Source organism: Micromonospora saelicesensis (assembly GCF_900091575.1).
Taxonomy (GTDB): Bacteria; Actinomycetota; Actinomycetes; order Mycobacteriales; family Micromonosporaceae; genus Micromonospora; species Micromonospora saelicesensis.
Genome location: NZ_FMCR01000003.1, coordinates 629,287 through 645,503 on the forward strand (window position 1 = coordinate 629,287; position 16,217 = coordinate 645,503).

Sequence of the window (16,217 nt, forward strand, 5' to 3'; positions counted from 1 at the left end):
CTCTCGTTCCGCTCATGCGTGCTCCTTGTGCGGGGCGTCGTCGGTGAGGGTGGCGCGCAGCGTCGTCTCCACCAGGGCGATGACGTCCTCGGCCGTGAGGCCGGCAGCTTGCGCCCGGTGCAGCCAGGCGACCAGGTCGTCGCGTAGCTCGGCCTGGTTGGGCAGGGACGCGCCGGCCAGGGTGCGCTGGACGAACGTGCCCACCCCGGGTCGGCCGCCGACCAGACCCTCGATCTCCAACTCCCGGTACGCCTTCAGCACCGTGTTCGGGTTGATCGCCAGGGATTGCGCGACGTCCCGGACCTTCGGCAACTGGTCGCCCGGCGTCAGCAGGCCAACCCGCAGCGCCTGTTTCACCTGCTGCACGAGCTGCATGTAGGTGTTCACCTTCGACCGGCTGTCCAGTACAAACTCGATCACTCCCGATGATCCTTCCTGTTGTCCTACGACAGTAGGACTAATAGACAGCTTCATCGGTGGTCCACCGGCTGTCAAGCCCGACGCGGCAGGTTCTGTTCGGGTGCGGCGCGTCTCGTCCGGCGCGCCGCTTCCTGGTCGGCGGGCGCATCGGGACGGGTCCGGCGGCGGTGACCCTGGTGGCACCGGCAGGCCACCGCTTGGCACCCAAGGGTCAGCCCGCGGGGAAGGGACCGGCAGCGATCCGCGTGGACGGGGAGGTGTTCGGTGGTCACCAACGAACTGACGACGTCGAGGGCGACTCCACTACAAGCCGCTCGCGCCCGGGGCCGCGTACGTGGGCGGTTGATCCTGCTCGGCCCGGCGTTCGTCGCCGCCGTCGCGTACGTCGACCCCGGCAACTTCGCCACCAACTCCGCTGCCGGCGCCCGCTACGGCTACCTGCTGGTCTGGGTCGTGGTGGTGGCCAACCTGATGGCGATGCTGGTGCAGACGCTCACCGCGAAGCTGGGTCTGGCCACCGGGCGCAGCCTGCCCGAGTTGTGCCGGGAACGCCTACCCCGGCCGGTGAACCGGGTGATGTGGGTGCAGGCCGAGTTGGTCGCCATGGCCACCGACCTGGCCGAGGTGATCGGTGGTGCGGTCGCCCTGTACCTGCTCTTCGGCATCCCTCTACTGCCCGGCGGGATCATCATCGGCACGGCCGCGTTCGCCGTGCTCGCCCTGCGCTCGCGCGGGTACCGCGCCTTCGAGGTTGTCATCGCCGTCCTGCTCGGGGTGATCGTGCTGGCCTTCGCCGCAAACCTGCTCGCCTCCGGCTCCGACCCTGCCTCGGCCATGGCCGGTCTGGTGCCCCGCCTACAGGGCACGGACAGCGTGCTGTTGGCCGCCGGAATTCTCGGCGCGACCGTCATGCCGCACGTCATCTACGTGCACTCCGCGCTCACCCGCGACCGCATTCCCGCCGCCGACGACACCGAGCGTCGGATCCTGTTCCGCGGCCAGCGCACCGACGTGCTGCTCGCCCTGAGCGCGGCCGGCGCGGTCAACCTCGCCATGCTGCTGATCGCCGCGGCCAGCTTCCGGGGCGGCGGCCCGGGCGGTGCGGACAGCCTGGAGGGGGTGCACGCAGGGCTCGGGCAGACCATCGGGACCGCCGCCGCGTTCGGGTTCGCCGTCGCCCTGCTGGTCTCCGGGCTCGCCTCCACGAGCGTCGGCACCTACGCCGGAGAGGTGATCATGCAGGGCTTCCTGCGTCGGCGGGTACCGCTGCTGCTGCGTCGGCTGGTCACCCTGCTGCCCGCCCTGGCCGTGCTCGCCATCGGCCTCGACCCAACCCGGGCGCTCGTGCTGTCCCAGGTCATCCTCAGCTTCGGCATCCCGTTCGCGCTGATCCCGGTGGTCGCCTTCACCCGCCGACGCGACCTGATGGGCAACCTGGTCAACCACCCGCTCACCACCGCCGCCGCGTCCCTGGTGGCCGTGCTGGTGGTCGCGCTCAACGCGTTCCTCCTCTGGCAGGTCGTCGCCAGCTGAGCTGGCTGGTCGGCGTCGCTGGCTGAGCTGGCTGGTCGGCGTCGCTGGCTGAGCTGGCTGGTCGGCGTCGCTGGCTGAGCTGGCTGGTCGGCGTCGTCGGCTGAGCCGGGCAGGCTGCCTGGGACCGGACACTCTCGCGAACGTTATACCTGTGAGTCATAAAAATGACTCACAGGTATAACTCATTGAGGACCATGCCGGCCCGGAGCCCGCGTGGGTAGCCCGGATCCGTGTAAGTGGTGGCAGCTGTGTGGGTGGCCGGACCCATGTGTGGGTGACCGGACCCGCGTGGGTGGGCCGGACCCGGGTGGGTGGGCCGGGCCCTGCGGGTGGCCGGGCCCGTTCTGAGGGCAGCCGCGCCTTGGCGGCGGAGCCGCTTGGCGGCCGAAGCCGGCTTCGGCCAGGCCGGTTGGGGCGGGTGTGGTCAGGTGCGACGCCCCTCGTCTCGGGCCGGGATCTCCTGACGTTGTTCGAGGGCGTCCGCCGGGTTGGCGTCGGCCGGCAGGGACGTCACCTCCTCGAGCGTGCCCGCCGGGAAAGCGCCCTGCTCGGCCAGGTCGGCCTCGGCGGCCTCCGGGTCCACGTCACCCGACACCCGGTCCGGCGGCCCGACGTCGAACGCGTCCTGCCGTTGTTCCAGGGCGTCCGCCTCCGGCGGAGGGAACGTGCCGCCCTGTTCGTCCCGGTACGTGCTCATCGGAGCCTCCCACCCGGCGGGTGTCGACATGCCGCCGGGCCGCTGCCTACCCGCCAGCGCAGCACTCACGCCGCCACGCTGGTCGAGATCTGGGCAGTTCCCGGGACGTGCTGCCTCCGCGGTGGCGGTAGCGGCACGTCCCGGTAGTTGCGCCGATCTTGAGGCTGATCGTCATGCCGTCGGCGGCATGACGCGACGGCAGTGGGCCGCCGTCGGATTCCGCACCGTGGTGGGTGCCCCCAGGTCGACCGGGGTCGGGCCGCCGGAGCAGGCCAACGCGCCCACCTGGCCGCCGGCGAGGATGGGCGCCGATGCGGTATCGGCCAGCGCCAACGGCCCGGCCACCCGGGCCCCCACCATCGTGACGTGGTCGGTGGTGCCGGTCAGCGCCACCGCGCCGCGTACCTCGGTGTTCAGCACCTCGACGGCCGTGGCACGGGACGCCGTCAGGTTCCCCGCGATCGAGGAGCCCTGGGCGACCAGGGCCGCGCCGGCCGCGACGGTGACCGGCCCGGTCACGGTGGCCGCGCGCAGGCAGGTGACACCGGCGGTGACGGTCAGCGGGCCGGCGTGTCGGCCGCTGACCACTGTGGTGCAGGCCGGTGGCGGCGGGATCAGCGTGGCCACGAACGCGCGGGCCGACCCGATGTTGCCGACGGCGTCGATGCCCCGGTACTCGACGCGGTGCCGGCCGTACCCGGGAGACCGCTCAGCGAACGGGGACACGGACAGGCCGCCCGAGCCGAGGTTGCCGTAGACCAGGCCGTCCACGTCGGTGCCTGTGGCGGTGAACAGGAACGGCGATCGGGCATCGGTGGGCCAGCCGTAGTAGTTGTGCCACCCGTCGCCGTCGAGCCGGAACTCCGAGGTGACCTGACCGGTGCCGTCGTCGGTGCCGGTCAACCCCATGGTGAACGGGCCGTTGTACACGTACTCGGTGGGTCGGCCGGGCCGGGTGACGGTGAGCAGCGGCTCGGAGAGGTCGTACGCCACGTCGGGCCGCGTCGCGTCGACCGTCCAGGTGCGGGTCACCGCCCTCCCGGTGCCCGGCTCGTCCACCCGGGCGGTCAGCCGGTGGGTACCCCGCGACAAGCGCAGCGTGCCCAGGTCCACGTCCCGGTCGTTGCCGGTGTCGGCCACCGGCCTGCCGTCGAGCGTCCAGCGCACGCGTGGCGCCCGATCGGTGGGCTGGCTGGTCCGCACGTACACCACATCGTGCGCGCCGACCGGCCGGTCGGTCGTGGTGGACGCGGTGATCGCCAGCGGCGACTCCACAACCGGGGTACGCACCGCGGTGTCCACGGTCCAGGCGCGGGTCTGGGTCAGCGCCGGTGAGCTGCGGACCGCCGGGTCGCGGACGAACTCCGTCGGGTCGGTCACCGTGGCGGTCACCGTGTGCCGGCCGGGAGAGAGCCGTAGTTTCCGCAGGTCCAGGTGGCGGGCATTGCCGGTACGCGGCACCGCCCTGCCGTCCACCGACCACGTCACGGTCAGCGCGTGGCTCACCGGGTGCAGGGTGTCCACCCAGAGCAACCGGTCCGCGCCAACCGCCTGATCGGTGGCCGTGCCGCCCTGCACGATGCCGACCCGGGCGGCAATCCGTTGGGTCATCCGCTCCCGGCCGACCTGGTCGAAGTAGAAGCCCAGCGACTTCATCATCGAGTGCCGGCTCGGTCGCCACACCCCACGCTGGAGGTACAGGCCGCCCTCGTAGCGGCCGATCGTTCCGCCCGCCTCGCTCGGCTCACCCAGCCAGCGCCACCACTTGGCCCGGGTGTCGCGCATCTGCCGCTCGGTCAGCACGGTGTGGTGCACCGAGTCCGGTTCCGGCCCGCTGTAGGTGTCGCCCGGCACCCCACGGCCGTAGTAGTCGTACTCGTCCTGCAAGCCGCCGAGCGAGTGCCCCAGCTCGTGCGGGCTGATCAGCGCGGAGAGCGCGTTGCCGCCGGAGGCGGTGGCGTTGCTGCCACCGGCCCCACCGTAGGTGCCGCTGTTGGCCAGCGCGACCAACTGACGGTTGCCGGGGTTGGTGCCGACGGCCAGGTCGGCGTACGCGTTCGCGGCGGTGCCGTCGACAGTGAGCAGACGTTGCACGCTCGCCGGGTTGCAACCACCCCAGAAGCCCATGCCCAGCGCGGTGTCGCGTCGCGGTGCGGACAGGCCGGGGTCGCAGTCCACCCCGGACTCCGCCGAGACGATCTCCACGGCGTAGACGTTGAAGTAGCTGCGGTAGGACTTGAACGGCTCGATCGTCCACAGGGTGTTGAGGTGCCGGTCCACGTGTGCTCGGAAGGTGGGCAGGTCGGCCTCGGTGTAACCGTCGCCCAGCAGCACCAGGTTGAATCGCGTCGCCGGGTCACCGGTGACCTGGATCGGCACCACTGTGGCGCCGGCCACCGGGACGGCGGCCGGCGTGGCGGCGGCCGGTGTGCCGACCGTCAGTCCCGCCGCGACGAGCGCCGCGACACACAACCCCACTCTGATCCGCACCCTGCGCCCCTTCCATGGCCGGTCGGCCTGGCGGTGCCGGGCGCCGGGCCCGGCGGGGGCGCCGTCGTCCGGACCTGCCGTGACAGTGGACAACTCGGACCGTACCGGTCCGTGCACCGACAGGTAACCCTCGATGGGCGTCGAGGCCGGTCACACCCCCAGGAGTGCGGCCACCGCCGCGGCGGTTTCGGGGTGCCCGTTCAACAGGGCTGACAACGCGGACCGGTCGGCGGGCGGATCGGGCAACGGTTGCCACCCGCCCGGACAGCCGAGCAGCGCGGCGACAGCGTCGACCGCCTCCGGGTGGGCGGCCAGCAGTACGCCCACCGGTCGCAGCGGCGCGGCGACGTCGACCGTCCGGGCGGGTGACGAGGGTGCCATCCACGGCGGCACCCAGGAATCCAACTCGGGCAGCGCAGTCGGGAAGGTGCGCCCCGCCTCGCGGACCAGCAGTGGGACCAGCTCCGGCCCTTGATCCCGCAGGGTCGAGATCAGGGTGGGCAGCCAGGGCAGCAGGACCGGGTCGGGCAGCCGGGCGAAGGCGTTCGACATCGTCTCGACGACGAACGGCGCCAGCCCGGGCACCGGCTCCAGCGCGTGCACGAACCCGGCCAGATACTGCGGGAAGGCCGGCAGCACCAGCGGATTGCCCAACAGTTCGGCGCACCGGGCCCGCAGCTCGGCCAGCGGCAGCAGACCGAGCTGGTGCTGGCCCGCCCAGAGCAGGGCGACCTTCGCCGGCGCCGTCGGGTGCGCCTGTGCCACTGCCAGCTCCAACTGGGACCGGTCGCAACCCAGCGACAGGGCGAGGCCCTCCATGGAGAACAGGAAGCCGAGCATCGCGGCGACCTGCCGGACCTCCGTCTCCTCGGCGGCGATGGCGGTCGGCAGCAGGGTGCAGTAGTGGGCGTATCCGGTCGTCACGAACGCCTCGCACCAGGCCGGCAGGGTCGGCGAGGTGGCCCGGTAGTGGGCCAGCAGGCGGCGGACGCGGCGCAGCACGTCCGGGGCGTCGTCGACGGTGCGCTCGGCGGCGAGCAGGTCGACCGCCCGGGCACCCAACTCGTCGACCAGCCGCGGGCTGTCGAGCAGCCGGATGGCGTCCTCGACGGCGGCTAGGGCAGCGGCGGCGGTGGCGTCGGGGCCGCGTACCGCCCGGCGCAGCCGCTGCTCCAGGACCTGCTCGACGGTCACCCCCTCGTAGCCCAGCTCGATCAGCGCGCGCTGGTTGCGGCCGAGTGCCAGGTCCCAGCTCTCCTGGATCGAGCGGTGCCCGAGCCGACGCTCACCCATGATCGGACGGACCGCGTCCGGGGGCAGCAGGTGCCGAAGGATCCACAGAAGGTCCGAGCAGCGGGCCAGCTCCGGCTGGCCGGTCAGATCCAGCAACGCCCGCTGGACGGTTCGCTTCTCCAGGGCCAGGCCGAGCGGCTGAAGCCGGTCGAGCACGTCGCGGGCCAACGGCGGAAGGGCGTCGTAGCCGACCTGACCGAGCCGGTCGCCGCCCAGCAGGATCTCGCAGAGCCGCCGGACGTCGCGCCGGCCTGGTACCACGTCCTTCTCGATGCAGGTGACCGCCGCGTCGGCGAAGTCGTAGGGGGTGGGTCGGGCCCGGTTGCGCAGCCCGGCCAGCAGGACCGAGGTCTCGAAGACGGCGATGGCGTCGGCGGTGCTGGCCAGGTACCCGTTGCGCCGGGCCAACCGGACGATGTCGACGCACCAACCGCGCAGCTCCGCCTCGTCGAGGCCGTTCAGATCGGGCGGCGCGGCGAGGAAGCCGGTGAGCCGGTCACTGACCGGCCCGGCGGCGCGGGAGGGTGCCGTCGGGGCCTGGCCCCGCCACCTCTGGGTGGTCGAGGTGCGCTGGCCGTCCAGCCGGTACGGGGACAGCCCGTGCCGGCTCACCGCCTTCGTCCAGGTCGCCGCCGCGATCGACACAGAGCCGGGCGCCAGGCCGAACTGTGTTTCGATCGCGGAATGGCTGGACGGGATGAGCCCGTACCGCCAACGGGTGCCGGTGCGCGGGGTGATCTCGAAATCGTCGGCCGTGGAGCCCAACCCGAACTGCTCGACCCGGCTGGCGGCATGGAACGCGCCGCAGACGTAGAGGCAGTCGGTCGGATCGACGCCGGAGGTGGCCAGGTGCTGACGCATCCGCGTCCACATGTACCGCTCGCGGTCCTCGTCACGGTCCAGCCGGTCGGAGCCGGTCGGGCGCAGCCGCCGGAACAGGCTGCCGATCAGCACCATCACCTGCCGGTAGGTGTCGTGGTCGGCGTCAGCCAGCGGGCGTTCGATGTACTGGTCCCACCATTCCGACCAGTGCCGCACCTTGCCGTGGTGCAGCAGGTACGCCTCCAACTCCGCGAACCGGGGTCGCAGGTCACCGATCTCCACCCCGACGGCGTCGCCGTGCAGCGCGGACTCCTCGCCGGTGACCGCGGCCGTCCCGACGTCCCCGCCCTCGGCGGCTGGGCCTGCGTCGGAGGTCGGCTGGTCCCTCGGTGACCACTGGAAGACGTGGTCGGTGGAGCGGTCCACCAGCACCAGCTCCACGCCGGGGGTCTCCAGCGCGTACGCGATGGCCTGGTATTCCGCCGACGCCTCGGTCACCGGCGCGACGACGCTGAGCGGCCCCCAGTCGGCGGGGAAGCCGGACAGCTCGGAGGCGAACGCCTGCACCGCTACCGGCAGGCGGCAGTTGCGCAGCTCCCCGAGCAGCGGCTGGAGATCCTCGCACAACTCCAGGTAGATCACCCGGGGCTGCTTGGCTCGCAGCCGGCGCACCATGGCGAGCGCGGAGGCCGGCGAGTGGTGGCAGACCGGAAATATCTCCAGCCGCTCGCCGAGTGCGCGGTCGACGTCCTCGACCATCCCGGAGAGGATCGCGCCGAGCGCGTCGGGGCTGCCCGCGAAGGCGGCGGCCGCGTCGGTCAGCTGCTCGCGCAGCGCACCGAAGGCGCCGGCGACGGTGGGTGCGGTCACGACAGGGACGCGATCGCCTGGCGACCGCCGTCGAGGAAGCCCGCCCACCCGTCGTCGTCCTTGCGCGCCCGCGGCTCGACCACGCCGTGCAGGTACTTGTTGAGGATCGCCAGGTCCTCCGGGCTGCGGCGGGCCAGCGAGCCGACCAGCGACCCGGCGAGGGTCGCGGCGCGCAGGGTGCGGTCGCCGAAGAACTGGCTGTGCAGGATGGCGTCCTCCAGGACACCGATCTGCTCAGCGGTGGACAGCGCCGATTCCAGCTTCTCGTCGTCACTGGTCGCCGAGGCTGCGCCGGCTCGCAGGTCGGCGAAGCTCTGCAACAGGATGTCCAGCAGGGTGGGCGGCACGTCCAGCTCGATGCGGTGCCGGCGCAGCAGCTCCTCGGTGCGGAAGCGGACGATCTCGGCCTCGCTGCGCTTGTTGGTCACCACCGGTATGCGGACGAAGTTGAACCGTCGCTTGAGCGCCGAGGAGAGGTCGTTGACGCCCCGGTCGCGGCTGTTCGCCGTCGCGATGATCGAGAAGCCGGGCTGGGCGAAGACGATGTTGTCCTGGTCCAGCTCGGGGATGGCGACGTACTTTTCGGACAGGATCGAGATCAGCGCGTCCTGGACGTCGCTGGTGGAGCGGGTCAGCTCCTCGAAGCGGCCGACCACGCCGCGCTCCATCGCCGTCATGATCGGCGATGGGATCATCGACTCCCGGGACTGCCCCTTGGCGATCACCATGGACACGTTCCACGAGTACTTGATGTGGTCCTCGGTCGTGCCGGCGGTGCCCTGCACGACCAGGGTCGAGTTGCGGCAGATCGCGGCGGCCAGCAGCTCGGCCAGCCAACTCTTGCCGGTACCAGGGTCGCCGATCAGCAGCAGGCCACGGTCCGAGGCAAGGGTGACGATGGCGCGTTCGACGAAACTGCGGTCGCCGAACCACTTCTGCGGGATCTCCCGGGACAGGCCGTCGGCCCGTTCCGAGCCGAGGACGAACAGCCGGACCATGCGCGGACTCAGGCGCCACGAGAACGGCTTCGGGCCGGTGTCGACCGACTCGAGGAAGTCCAGTTCGTCGGCGTACGTGACCTCGGCGGGGGCGCGCAGCATCTCGGACATGAGGGATGGGTCTCCTAGGTGAGGAAGTTCTTCAGCTCGACGACGAGCTTGCGGATGTGGCCGGAGATGACCGGCGTGCCCTGGTCTTTGAGGCGCTGCCGGAACCAGGGGTTGACGCTCTGCTGCCCGGAACTGCTGACCGAGCCGACCGGGATGACCCGTGCACCGGAGCGGTGGACGGCCTGCAGACCGTCGAAGACCGCCTGGTGGTTGGCCTCGTAGAAGTCGGAGATCCACACCAGCACGGTGTTCTTCGGCTCGGCGATCTTCGGCCGGGCCAGCGCCAGCGCTGCCGTGCCGTCGGTGCCGCCCCCCAACCGGGTACGCAGCAAGACCTCGAACGGGTCGTGCACCCACGGGGTGAGATCCAGTGCCCGGGTGTCGTAAGCCACCAGATGCACGTCGACTTTCGGCAGCCCGGCGAAGATCGACGCGAGGATCGTGCAGTTGACCATCGAGTCGACCATGGAGCCGGACTGGTCGACCACGACGATGAGCCGAGCCGGCGTGGTGCGGCGGGCGGTGTGTCGGTAGTAGAGCCGGTCGACGTAGAGGCGCTCGTCCTCCGGGCTCCAGTTGGTCAGGTTCTGCCAGATGGTGCGGTCGAGGTCCAGGTTGCGGAACACCCGCTTGGGTGGCACCGAGCGGTCCAGAGCCCCCACGCTGGTTTGCTGCACCTGCGTCCGGAGCGCTTCGGCAACCTCGTCGACGAAGCGCCGGATCAGCGCCTTGGCGTTGGCCAGGGCCACCCCGGAGAGGTTGGCCTTGTCGCGCAGCAGTTGCTCGATCAGTGACATGCTCGGGGTCAGCCTGCTGGCCAGCGCCGGGTTGGCCAGCACCTCCCGCAGGTGCATCCGCCGGACCAGGTCGCCCTCCAGCCCTCCCAGGGTGGCAGCCAGTTCGCCGCCCTGGCGGCGTAGGTCGCCGGGCTCGCACCCGAGGGCCTGCTCGAACCAGCCGGCGTCGGACTGCCAACGGGCCAGTTGGGTGGCGCTGACCGGACCGGAGCCGGTGGCGAACACGTTGAGGAGCACTTTCGACACCAACGCGGCCCGGCGCACCTCGGCCGCACCGGGTCGGTAGGCCGTGCCGTCGTCATCCGGCCCGTCGTCATCCGGCCGGGCGTCGTCGGGGGTGAGCAGCCCGCGTAGCTCGGCGGTGAGCGCCGGGAACCGTTGCACGATGGTGTCCACCGAGACCGCCGGGTCCAGCAGCGCGGCCGGCAGACCGAGGTCGTCGACCACGGCCATGCTCGCCGACTCCAGGCTGGGTTGCTCGTCGCTGTCGAACAGGCGGGACAGCAATCGCCAGTAGAGGACCTGGCGGCGATTGGCGTCAGCGAGCCCGCTGGTGGGGATGGGCGCGTTCATCGGCGCAGCAACCGTCCCGCGCGTTCGCGCAGCACGGCCACGGCGTCACCCGTCCGGGCCTCCTCCTTGGCGATCTTCGGATCCGTGACGCCGCACGCCCAGTCGCCGTTGTGCGCCTGCACGACCCGCCGCTTCACGGTGGCGGACACCGCCAACGGCTGGAGCTGCCACTGACCGTCGTCCCAGCGCAGCAGGCCCAGCAGGGCCGAAGCGGCACCGAGCAGGTCGGCGTTGAGCGGACCGGCGGCCGGCAATCGGTCGACGGCCAGCGAAATCCGTTCGCCGTCCACCTCGACGGCGAGCCTGCCGTCGTCGAGGCGGACCGGGGTGCCCTCGACGAGTACCGGCTCGGCGATGCCCGCGGGGTGCCGGTCCAGCGGAGCGGTCGCCGCCGCACTCGCTGCGGGCAACACCACCCGCGCGGTGGCAAACGGGTCGGCAGGCTCGTCGAGGCGGACCCGGTCGTCGGCCCAGCCCAGGTCGCCGCCGTACAGCGGCAGGTCGGTGACGGTCAGTGCCCGCCGCTCGGCCAACGCGGTGAGTAGCGATGGGTGCCCCGACAGCAGTCGCCAGACCGCCGGGCCGATGATGGTGTCGACCTTCGCGGCGGCGACCGCGGTGCGCACCAGCCGCGTCGGTCCGCCGCCTGCCGGTTCCAGGATGGCGTGCAACTGGACCTGCACGGCCGTGTCGTGGGTGTGCACGTCCACGCCGAGCGGCAGCAGCCGCCCGGACACTCGTGGCGCTTCCTCGGGCGGCGGCACGCCCTCGGTGAGCAGCACGCCCCGGGCCCAGAGATCGGCCCAACGGCGGGCCGGCACCTGGGTCATGGTGGCGATCGGCAGGCAGGCCCGCAGCTCCGCGGCGAAACCGTCGAGCAGTACCGCGACGCGGCGAAGCTCCGGAACGGCCAGGGTGGCCTCGATCACCGTGGCGGCGGCGGAGAGCAGCTCGTCGTCGACGCCGTGCCAGCCAGTGACCGCCACCTCGTGCCACCACGCCCGCGCCCCGGCCAGGGCGGACGGCGTCTCGGCGGGCCGGATGCCCGGCGCCGTCCAAGGTGACCGGGCCCGGCCCAGCGCGGTGTCGAGCTGCCCGAGCAGGGCGTCGTGCGCCGCGCCGAACAACGCCGAACGTGCCCCGGCGAGCGCGGCGATGTGCTCCGGGGTGACCGACCCGGCGATGACCGCGTCGACCGCGGCGGCCACCGGGGCGGCGAGCGGGGTGCCGGCCAGCGCGCCGGCGAACGCGGCCAGCGTCGTCGCGCCCCGCTCGCCGACTCGGCCGAAGCCGCCTACGAGGGCGTCGTCGAAGCCGGCGACCACCTCGAGCGCGTCGACCAACCCGGCCGGAACCTCGCGCAGCTGTGCGATCTGAACGCCGCGCATCAGCGGCCCGCCCCGGTGGCCGGGAACCAGTGCAGCTCGGGCAGCGTGGCCGCAGCGCCCGGTAGCTCCAGATAGGACAGATGACGCAGGAAGCGACTGAACACCACCGCCGCCGAGGCCGGCTCGGGCTGACCGTTCAGCCGGGCCAGCAGTTCGCTGCCGCCGGACACCCCGTCGCCGACGTCGACCCGGAGGTAGCGGGCGACCCGGTCGACGCCGTACTGGAGCAGGGCCTCATCGGCGAGCGCCTGCAGGTGCTTGCACGGGTGGCCGCGCAGACCGCCGCAGGGCCGGTTGTTGTTGGTGCTGCACTGGTAGGCGTGGGTGCCGGCGGCGACCGACGAGACGTAGACCCGCTCGACGTCCGACCCGCTGGAAACCACGCCCTGCAACCGCCCGTCGGCCAGCTCGACAAAGGGCACCTTGGTCAGCTTGCGAGGCCGGGCGGGTGGCACCACCGCCAGCACGCTGCGCCGTCGCCATCCGGCGCCGTCGGCGTCCGTCACGTCACGCCCTCCCACCATCGAATCCCCAGGGTGATGCGCATGTCGGCCCCTCCGGGCGCCGCTGCGACGACACGATCATGGACCACGGGTACGACAGGTTCGGAGGCGGTGCGCCGCGGAGCGGGAACCCCTGGACCGCTCGGCGCAACCAGTCCGACGTTCGGCTCGCGCTCGTGCCGGAATCGGCCCAGCCAGAGCTGCTCATCGCTCAGCATCAATGGGTGTGTCCGGGTGTGGTAGTCGTTTTCGGCGGACGGCGTTGCCACCGACGGTCCCGGACGACCTTCGAGGAGAGGGATCAACCATGCGATGGAACGCACGACGGGCTGCCGCCGGGGCCTTCGGGCTCGTCCTCGGCGCCGTGCTGGCGCTGGCCCAGGTCGCACCCGCCCAGGCCGAGTCGAACGGTGGCGTACGCGTGATGCCACTCGGAGACTCGATCACCGACGGGTTCAACGTGCCCGGCGGGTACCGGATCAACCTGTGGCAGCGGCTGGCTGGCGGCGGCTACACAGTCGACTTCGTCGGCTCCGGGTTCAACGGGCCGGCCAGCCTCGGTGACCACGACCACGAGGGCCACTCCGGTTGGCGCATCGATCAGCTCGACGCCAACATCGTCACCTGGTTGCGGGCTACCGACCCGCGTTCGGTGCTGCTGCACATCGGCACCAACGACGTGAACCAGAACTACAACCTCGCCAGCGCTCCGGCCCGGCTCTCCGGTCTCATCGACAAGATCAGGTCGACGGCTCCGGAGGCGGATGTCTTCGTCGCCACCATCACCCCGGAGTCCGACCCGAACCTGGAGGCGCGGGTGCAGGCGTACAACGCGGCGATCCCCGGGATCGTGGCGCAGAAGGGCAGCCGGGTGCACCTGGTCGACATGCACGCCGCGCTCACCACCGCCGACCTCGCCGACGGCGTCCACCCCAACGCCGGCGGGTACGACAAGATGGCGGCCCGCTGGTACGCCGCGCTGCAGTCGGTGCCCGGCAGCCTCGTCCCGGCGGGCGGGCCGCCGGTGGGCACCGCCGTCGGCCTGCTCAACCCGGCTTCCGGGCGTTGCCTGGACGTCTCCGGCGCCAGCACCACCACCGGCACCCCCACGATCATCTGGGACTGCCACGGTGGCACCAACCAGCGCTGGACCCGCACCGCCGCAGGGGAGCTGCGGGTCTACGGCGATCGGTGCCTGGACGTGAACGGCGGGGCGAGCGCCGACGGCACGAAGGTGCAGATCTGGACCTGCAACGGCACCGCCGCGCAGCGTTTCACGTTCCGTACGGACGGCTCGATCGTGCTCACCTCCGCCGGCAAGTGCGTCGACGTGACCTCCGCCGGCACGGCCAACGGCACGACCACGCGGCTCTGGACGTGCAACAGCACCGGCGCACAGCGCTGGTCCGTCCGCTGACAGGCGCCCAGGGCCGGTCCACGTCCACCCGACGGGCCGGCCCTGGGCGGGCCGCGACCGGTCCGCCGGCGGTCAGTCGGCCGTCGCCTCGGGCGTGGCGTTCCGGCGGGTTCCGGCGGCCAGCGCCAGCGCCAGCAGCGCGCACACCGCGCCCACCAGGAAGAGCAGCGAGGCGGCCGGCTGGCCCAGCCACTCCCAGTACGGGTGCCAGGCCGGGTGTGGCTCGCCGAGGTGGTGGTGCAGCAACTGCGGTGCGGCCAGCAACACCGGCAGCCACCACAGCACCGTGGCCACACCGATCAGGCCGTTCACAGTGCCGCGGCTACGGCGTCCCTCGGTGCGTCGGCTGACCCAGCCGAAGACCAGCCAACCGGCCGCCGCGCCCAGCACCGTGCCGAGCACTCCGGCGGGGACCACCAGGAGCGGTGGCGCGCGGTGCAACTCGACCGAGAGGTAACTGGCGTCGACGGCTGTCTGCGAGGAGATCGAGGCGTTCAGGATGGTGTCGCCACGTCGGGCGGTCAGCGCGGTGTCGGTGATCGCCCGCGGGGTGGCGCACATCTTGTCCGCGCAGCTGACGCGATCGGACACCTGTGGGTCGTACACCCGCCAGCCGCCACCGGTCAGGCGCTCCCGGGCCACCGTGACGATCTGTGCGACGGGCGCCGGTGGCGCGCCGAGGGCGAAGGCGCCGGTGGCGCCCTCCTGATACTCACCGCCGTCACCGAACACCAGGGTCTTGACGGTCCCCAGGCGCAGCGCGTGCCCGTAGACGACGAAGAGCGCCGGCGGGGTGTCGATCTCGCCGAGGTCGTGGCCGGGAAAGACCTCGCTCAGGATGGCGGCGGCCTCGGCCCGGTCGGGTTGCGGTGGGGACGTCTCCCAGGCGGCCCGGCTGGCCAGCGCGCCGGTGAAGAGGCCGCAGACGACCGCGGCGAGCGGCACCCACGCGACGGCGGGGCCACCGGCCGGGCGGCCGAGGCGGCGCAGCAGCCGCCGACCGAACCGGGTGGCCGGCGCGGTGTCGCTCACGGACATGTCCACCCTCCGGCTTGAAGATCAGGCGGAGCGACAGTACATCGGCCGGGGCTCCCGGCGCGTCCCCCCGATGACCGCCGACCGTGGCCGGGATCGGCCAGGATGGGCGGGTGGCCGGTCACGGCCGCGACGAGGAGGGTGGGCGATGCGGGGACGTGGACGGTTGACCTGGGGGCGGCGTGCTCGTGCGGGGGCGGTGGTGACCGCGTTGCTCGCGGGCGTGGTGCCGCCGGCCGTGGTGCTGGTGCCGGGCGCTGCCACGGCGGGCGCGGCGGCGGCGGGGACGCCGGTCTGCCAGGTGCGCGACGACCGGCTGCGCGAGATCTCCGGGATGGTCGCCACCGACGACGGGTACGTGGTGATCAACGACGGGGCCGACGACGAGGCCCGCCGCCGGATCTTCTTCCTCGACCAGCGCTGCGCGGTGGTGCGCACCGTCTCCTTCCCGTCCCGTCCCCGCGACACGGAGGACCTGGCCATCGGCCGGGACGGCACGGTCTGGGTCGCCGACATCGGTGACAACGACCGCTCCCGGCCGACGGTCGGCGTATGGCGGCTGGCGCCCGGGGCGAAGCAGCCGGTGCTGCACCGGATGACCTACCCGGATCGTCCGCACGACGCCGAGGCGCTGCTGCTCGACGCGTCCGGTCGGCCGCTGATCGTCACCAAGGGCGGCAGTGGCACGGTCTTCCTGTACGCGCCGGCCACCGCGCTGCGGTCGGACGCGACGACGCCGCTGACCGCACTCGGCCAGGTGACGGTGCCCTCGACCACTACCAGCAACCCGTTCTCTTTTCTGGGGCGCGGGGTGATCACCGGCGCGGCGAGCGCGCCGGACGGACGGCGGGTGGTGCTGCGCAGCTACGCCGACGCCTTCGAGTACGACGTGCCCGACGGCGACGTGGTCCGCGCGTTGACAACCGGCACCCCGCGGATCACCCCGCTGCCGGACGAGCCCCAGGGCGAGTCGATCACCTACAGTCGCGACGGCCGGTCGTTGCTCACCGTTTCCGAGTCCGCCGGTCAACCAGCAGGCACCCGCTCGACGATCCTGCGCTACCCGGCCACCGCCAGCACGGCCACCGCTGCGCCCTCCACGGAGTCCGTCGACCCGGTGTCGCCCACGGCGGTCCGTCCGGCTGCCGGGGAGATCGGCGGCGGGGCTGGGCGGACCTGGCCGCTGGCCCTCGGCGCGGGAACACTGCTTGTCCTGCTCGGGTTGGCCGGCGTGCTGTGGTGGAGGCACACCGCGCGCCGGTGAGCGGGC

Annotated in this window: 12 protein-coding genes; 3 read left to right on the forward strand and 9 right to left on the reverse strand. The window is 72.4% G+C overall.

The annotated features are described in order from the left end of the window. Positions 1 to 12: 12 nt before the first annotated feature. Complete coding sequence (locus GA0070561_RS15945) at positions 13 to 420, reverse strand: GntR family transcriptional regulator (protein WP_091401257.1); 408 nt, start codon at positions 418 to 420, stop codon at positions 13 to 15. A gap of 264 nt (positions 421 to 684) precedes the next feature. On the opposite strand from GA0070561_RS15945, the gene GA0070561_RS15950 reads away from it, so the two are divergent. Next, the gene (locus tag GA0070561_RS15950) at positions 685 to 1,953 is read left to right on the forward strand and encodes an Nramp family divalent metal transporter (RefSeq protein WP_091401259.1); all 1,269 of its coding nucleotides are present in this window, start codon (positions 685 to 687) and stop codon (positions 1,951 to 1,953) included. Positions 1,954 to 2,377: 424 nt separating this feature from the next. Here the strand turns inward: GA0070561_RS15950 and GA0070561_RS15955 are convergent, their stop codons facing one another. The 7 genes from GA0070561_RS15955 to GA0070561_RS15985 form a co-directional block, all read right to left on the reverse strand. Further along, positions 2,378 to 2,650 (reverse strand): hypothetical protein, encoded by a 273-nt coding sequence (locus GA0070561_RS15955; protein ID WP_091401262.1) that lies wholly within the window; start codon positions 2,648 to 2,650, stop codon positions 2,378 to 2,380. A 171-nt stretch (positions 2,651 to 2,821) separates the two neighbouring features. Further along, positions 2,822 to 5,140 (reverse strand): M64 family metallopeptidase, encoded by a 2,319-nt coding sequence (locus tag GA0070561_RS15960; RefSeq protein ID WP_091401264.1) that lies wholly within the window; start codon positions 5,138 to 5,140, stop codon positions 2,822 to 2,824. A gap of 150 nt (positions 5,141 to 5,290) precedes the next feature. Next, complete coding sequence (locus tag GA0070561_RS15965; RefSeq protein WP_091401266.1) at positions 5,291 to 8,125, reverse strand: DUF5682 family protein; 2,835 nt, start codon at positions 8,123 to 8,125, stop codon at positions 5,291 to 5,293. Continuing rightward, positions 8,122 to 9,234, reverse strand: coding sequence for an ATP-binding protein (locus tag GA0070561_RS15970; protein WP_091401268.1), 1,113 nt, complete (start codon positions 9,232 to 9,234; stop codon positions 8,122 to 8,124). Before GA0070561_RS15970 ends, GA0070561_RS15965 begins: the two co-directional genes overlap by 4 nt. Positions 9,235 to 9,248: 14 nt before the next feature. Beyond that, positions 9,249 to 10,604 (reverse strand): VWA domain-containing protein, encoded by a 1,356-nt coding sequence (locus tag GA0070561_RS15975; RefSeq protein ID WP_091401270.1) that lies wholly within the window; start codon positions 10,602 to 10,604, stop codon positions 9,249 to 9,251. Beyond that, complete coding sequence (locus GA0070561_RS15980) at positions 10,601 to 11,992, reverse strand: hypothetical protein (protein ID WP_091401272.1); 1,392 nt, start codon at positions 11,990 to 11,992, stop codon at positions 10,601 to 10,603. Before GA0070561_RS15980 ends, GA0070561_RS15975 begins: the two co-directional genes overlap by 4 nt. Continuing rightward, positions 11,992 to 12,459, reverse strand: a complete 468-nt coding sequence (locus GA0070561_RS15985) for a hypothetical protein (protein WP_181539427.1) — start codon at positions 12,457 to 12,459, stop codon at positions 11,992 to 11,994. The genes GA0070561_RS15980 and GA0070561_RS15985 overlap by 1 nt, the downstream gene beginning before the upstream one ends. Positions 12,460 to 12,802: 343 nt before the next feature. Here GA0070561_RS15985 and GA0070561_RS15990 point away from each other — a divergent pair, with 343 nt between their 5' ends. Continuing rightward, complete coding sequence (locus tag GA0070561_RS15990; RefSeq protein WP_091401276.1) at positions 12,803 to 13,912, forward strand: RICIN domain-containing protein; 1,110 nt, start codon at positions 12,803 to 12,805, stop codon at positions 13,910 to 13,912. Between the two features lie 72 nt (positions 13,913 to 13,984). On the opposite strand, the gene GA0070561_RS15995 is transcribed toward GA0070561_RS15990, so the two are convergent. Next, positions 13,985 to 14,944: a hypothetical protein gene (locus GA0070561_RS15995; RefSeq protein WP_141710384.1), complete on the reverse strand. Its 960-nt coding sequence runs from the start codon at positions 14,942 to 14,944 to the stop codon at positions 13,985 to 13,987. 151 nt (positions 14,945 to 15,095) lie between these two features. Between GA0070561_RS15995 and GA0070561_RS16000 the strand changes: the two genes are divergently transcribed. After that, positions 15,096 to 16,211, forward strand: coding sequence for an NHL repeat-containing protein (locus tag GA0070561_RS16000; RefSeq protein WP_244166260.1), 1,116 nt, complete (start codon positions 15,096 to 15,098; stop codon positions 16,209 to 16,211). Positions 16,212 to 16,217 lie beyond the last annotated feature (6 nt).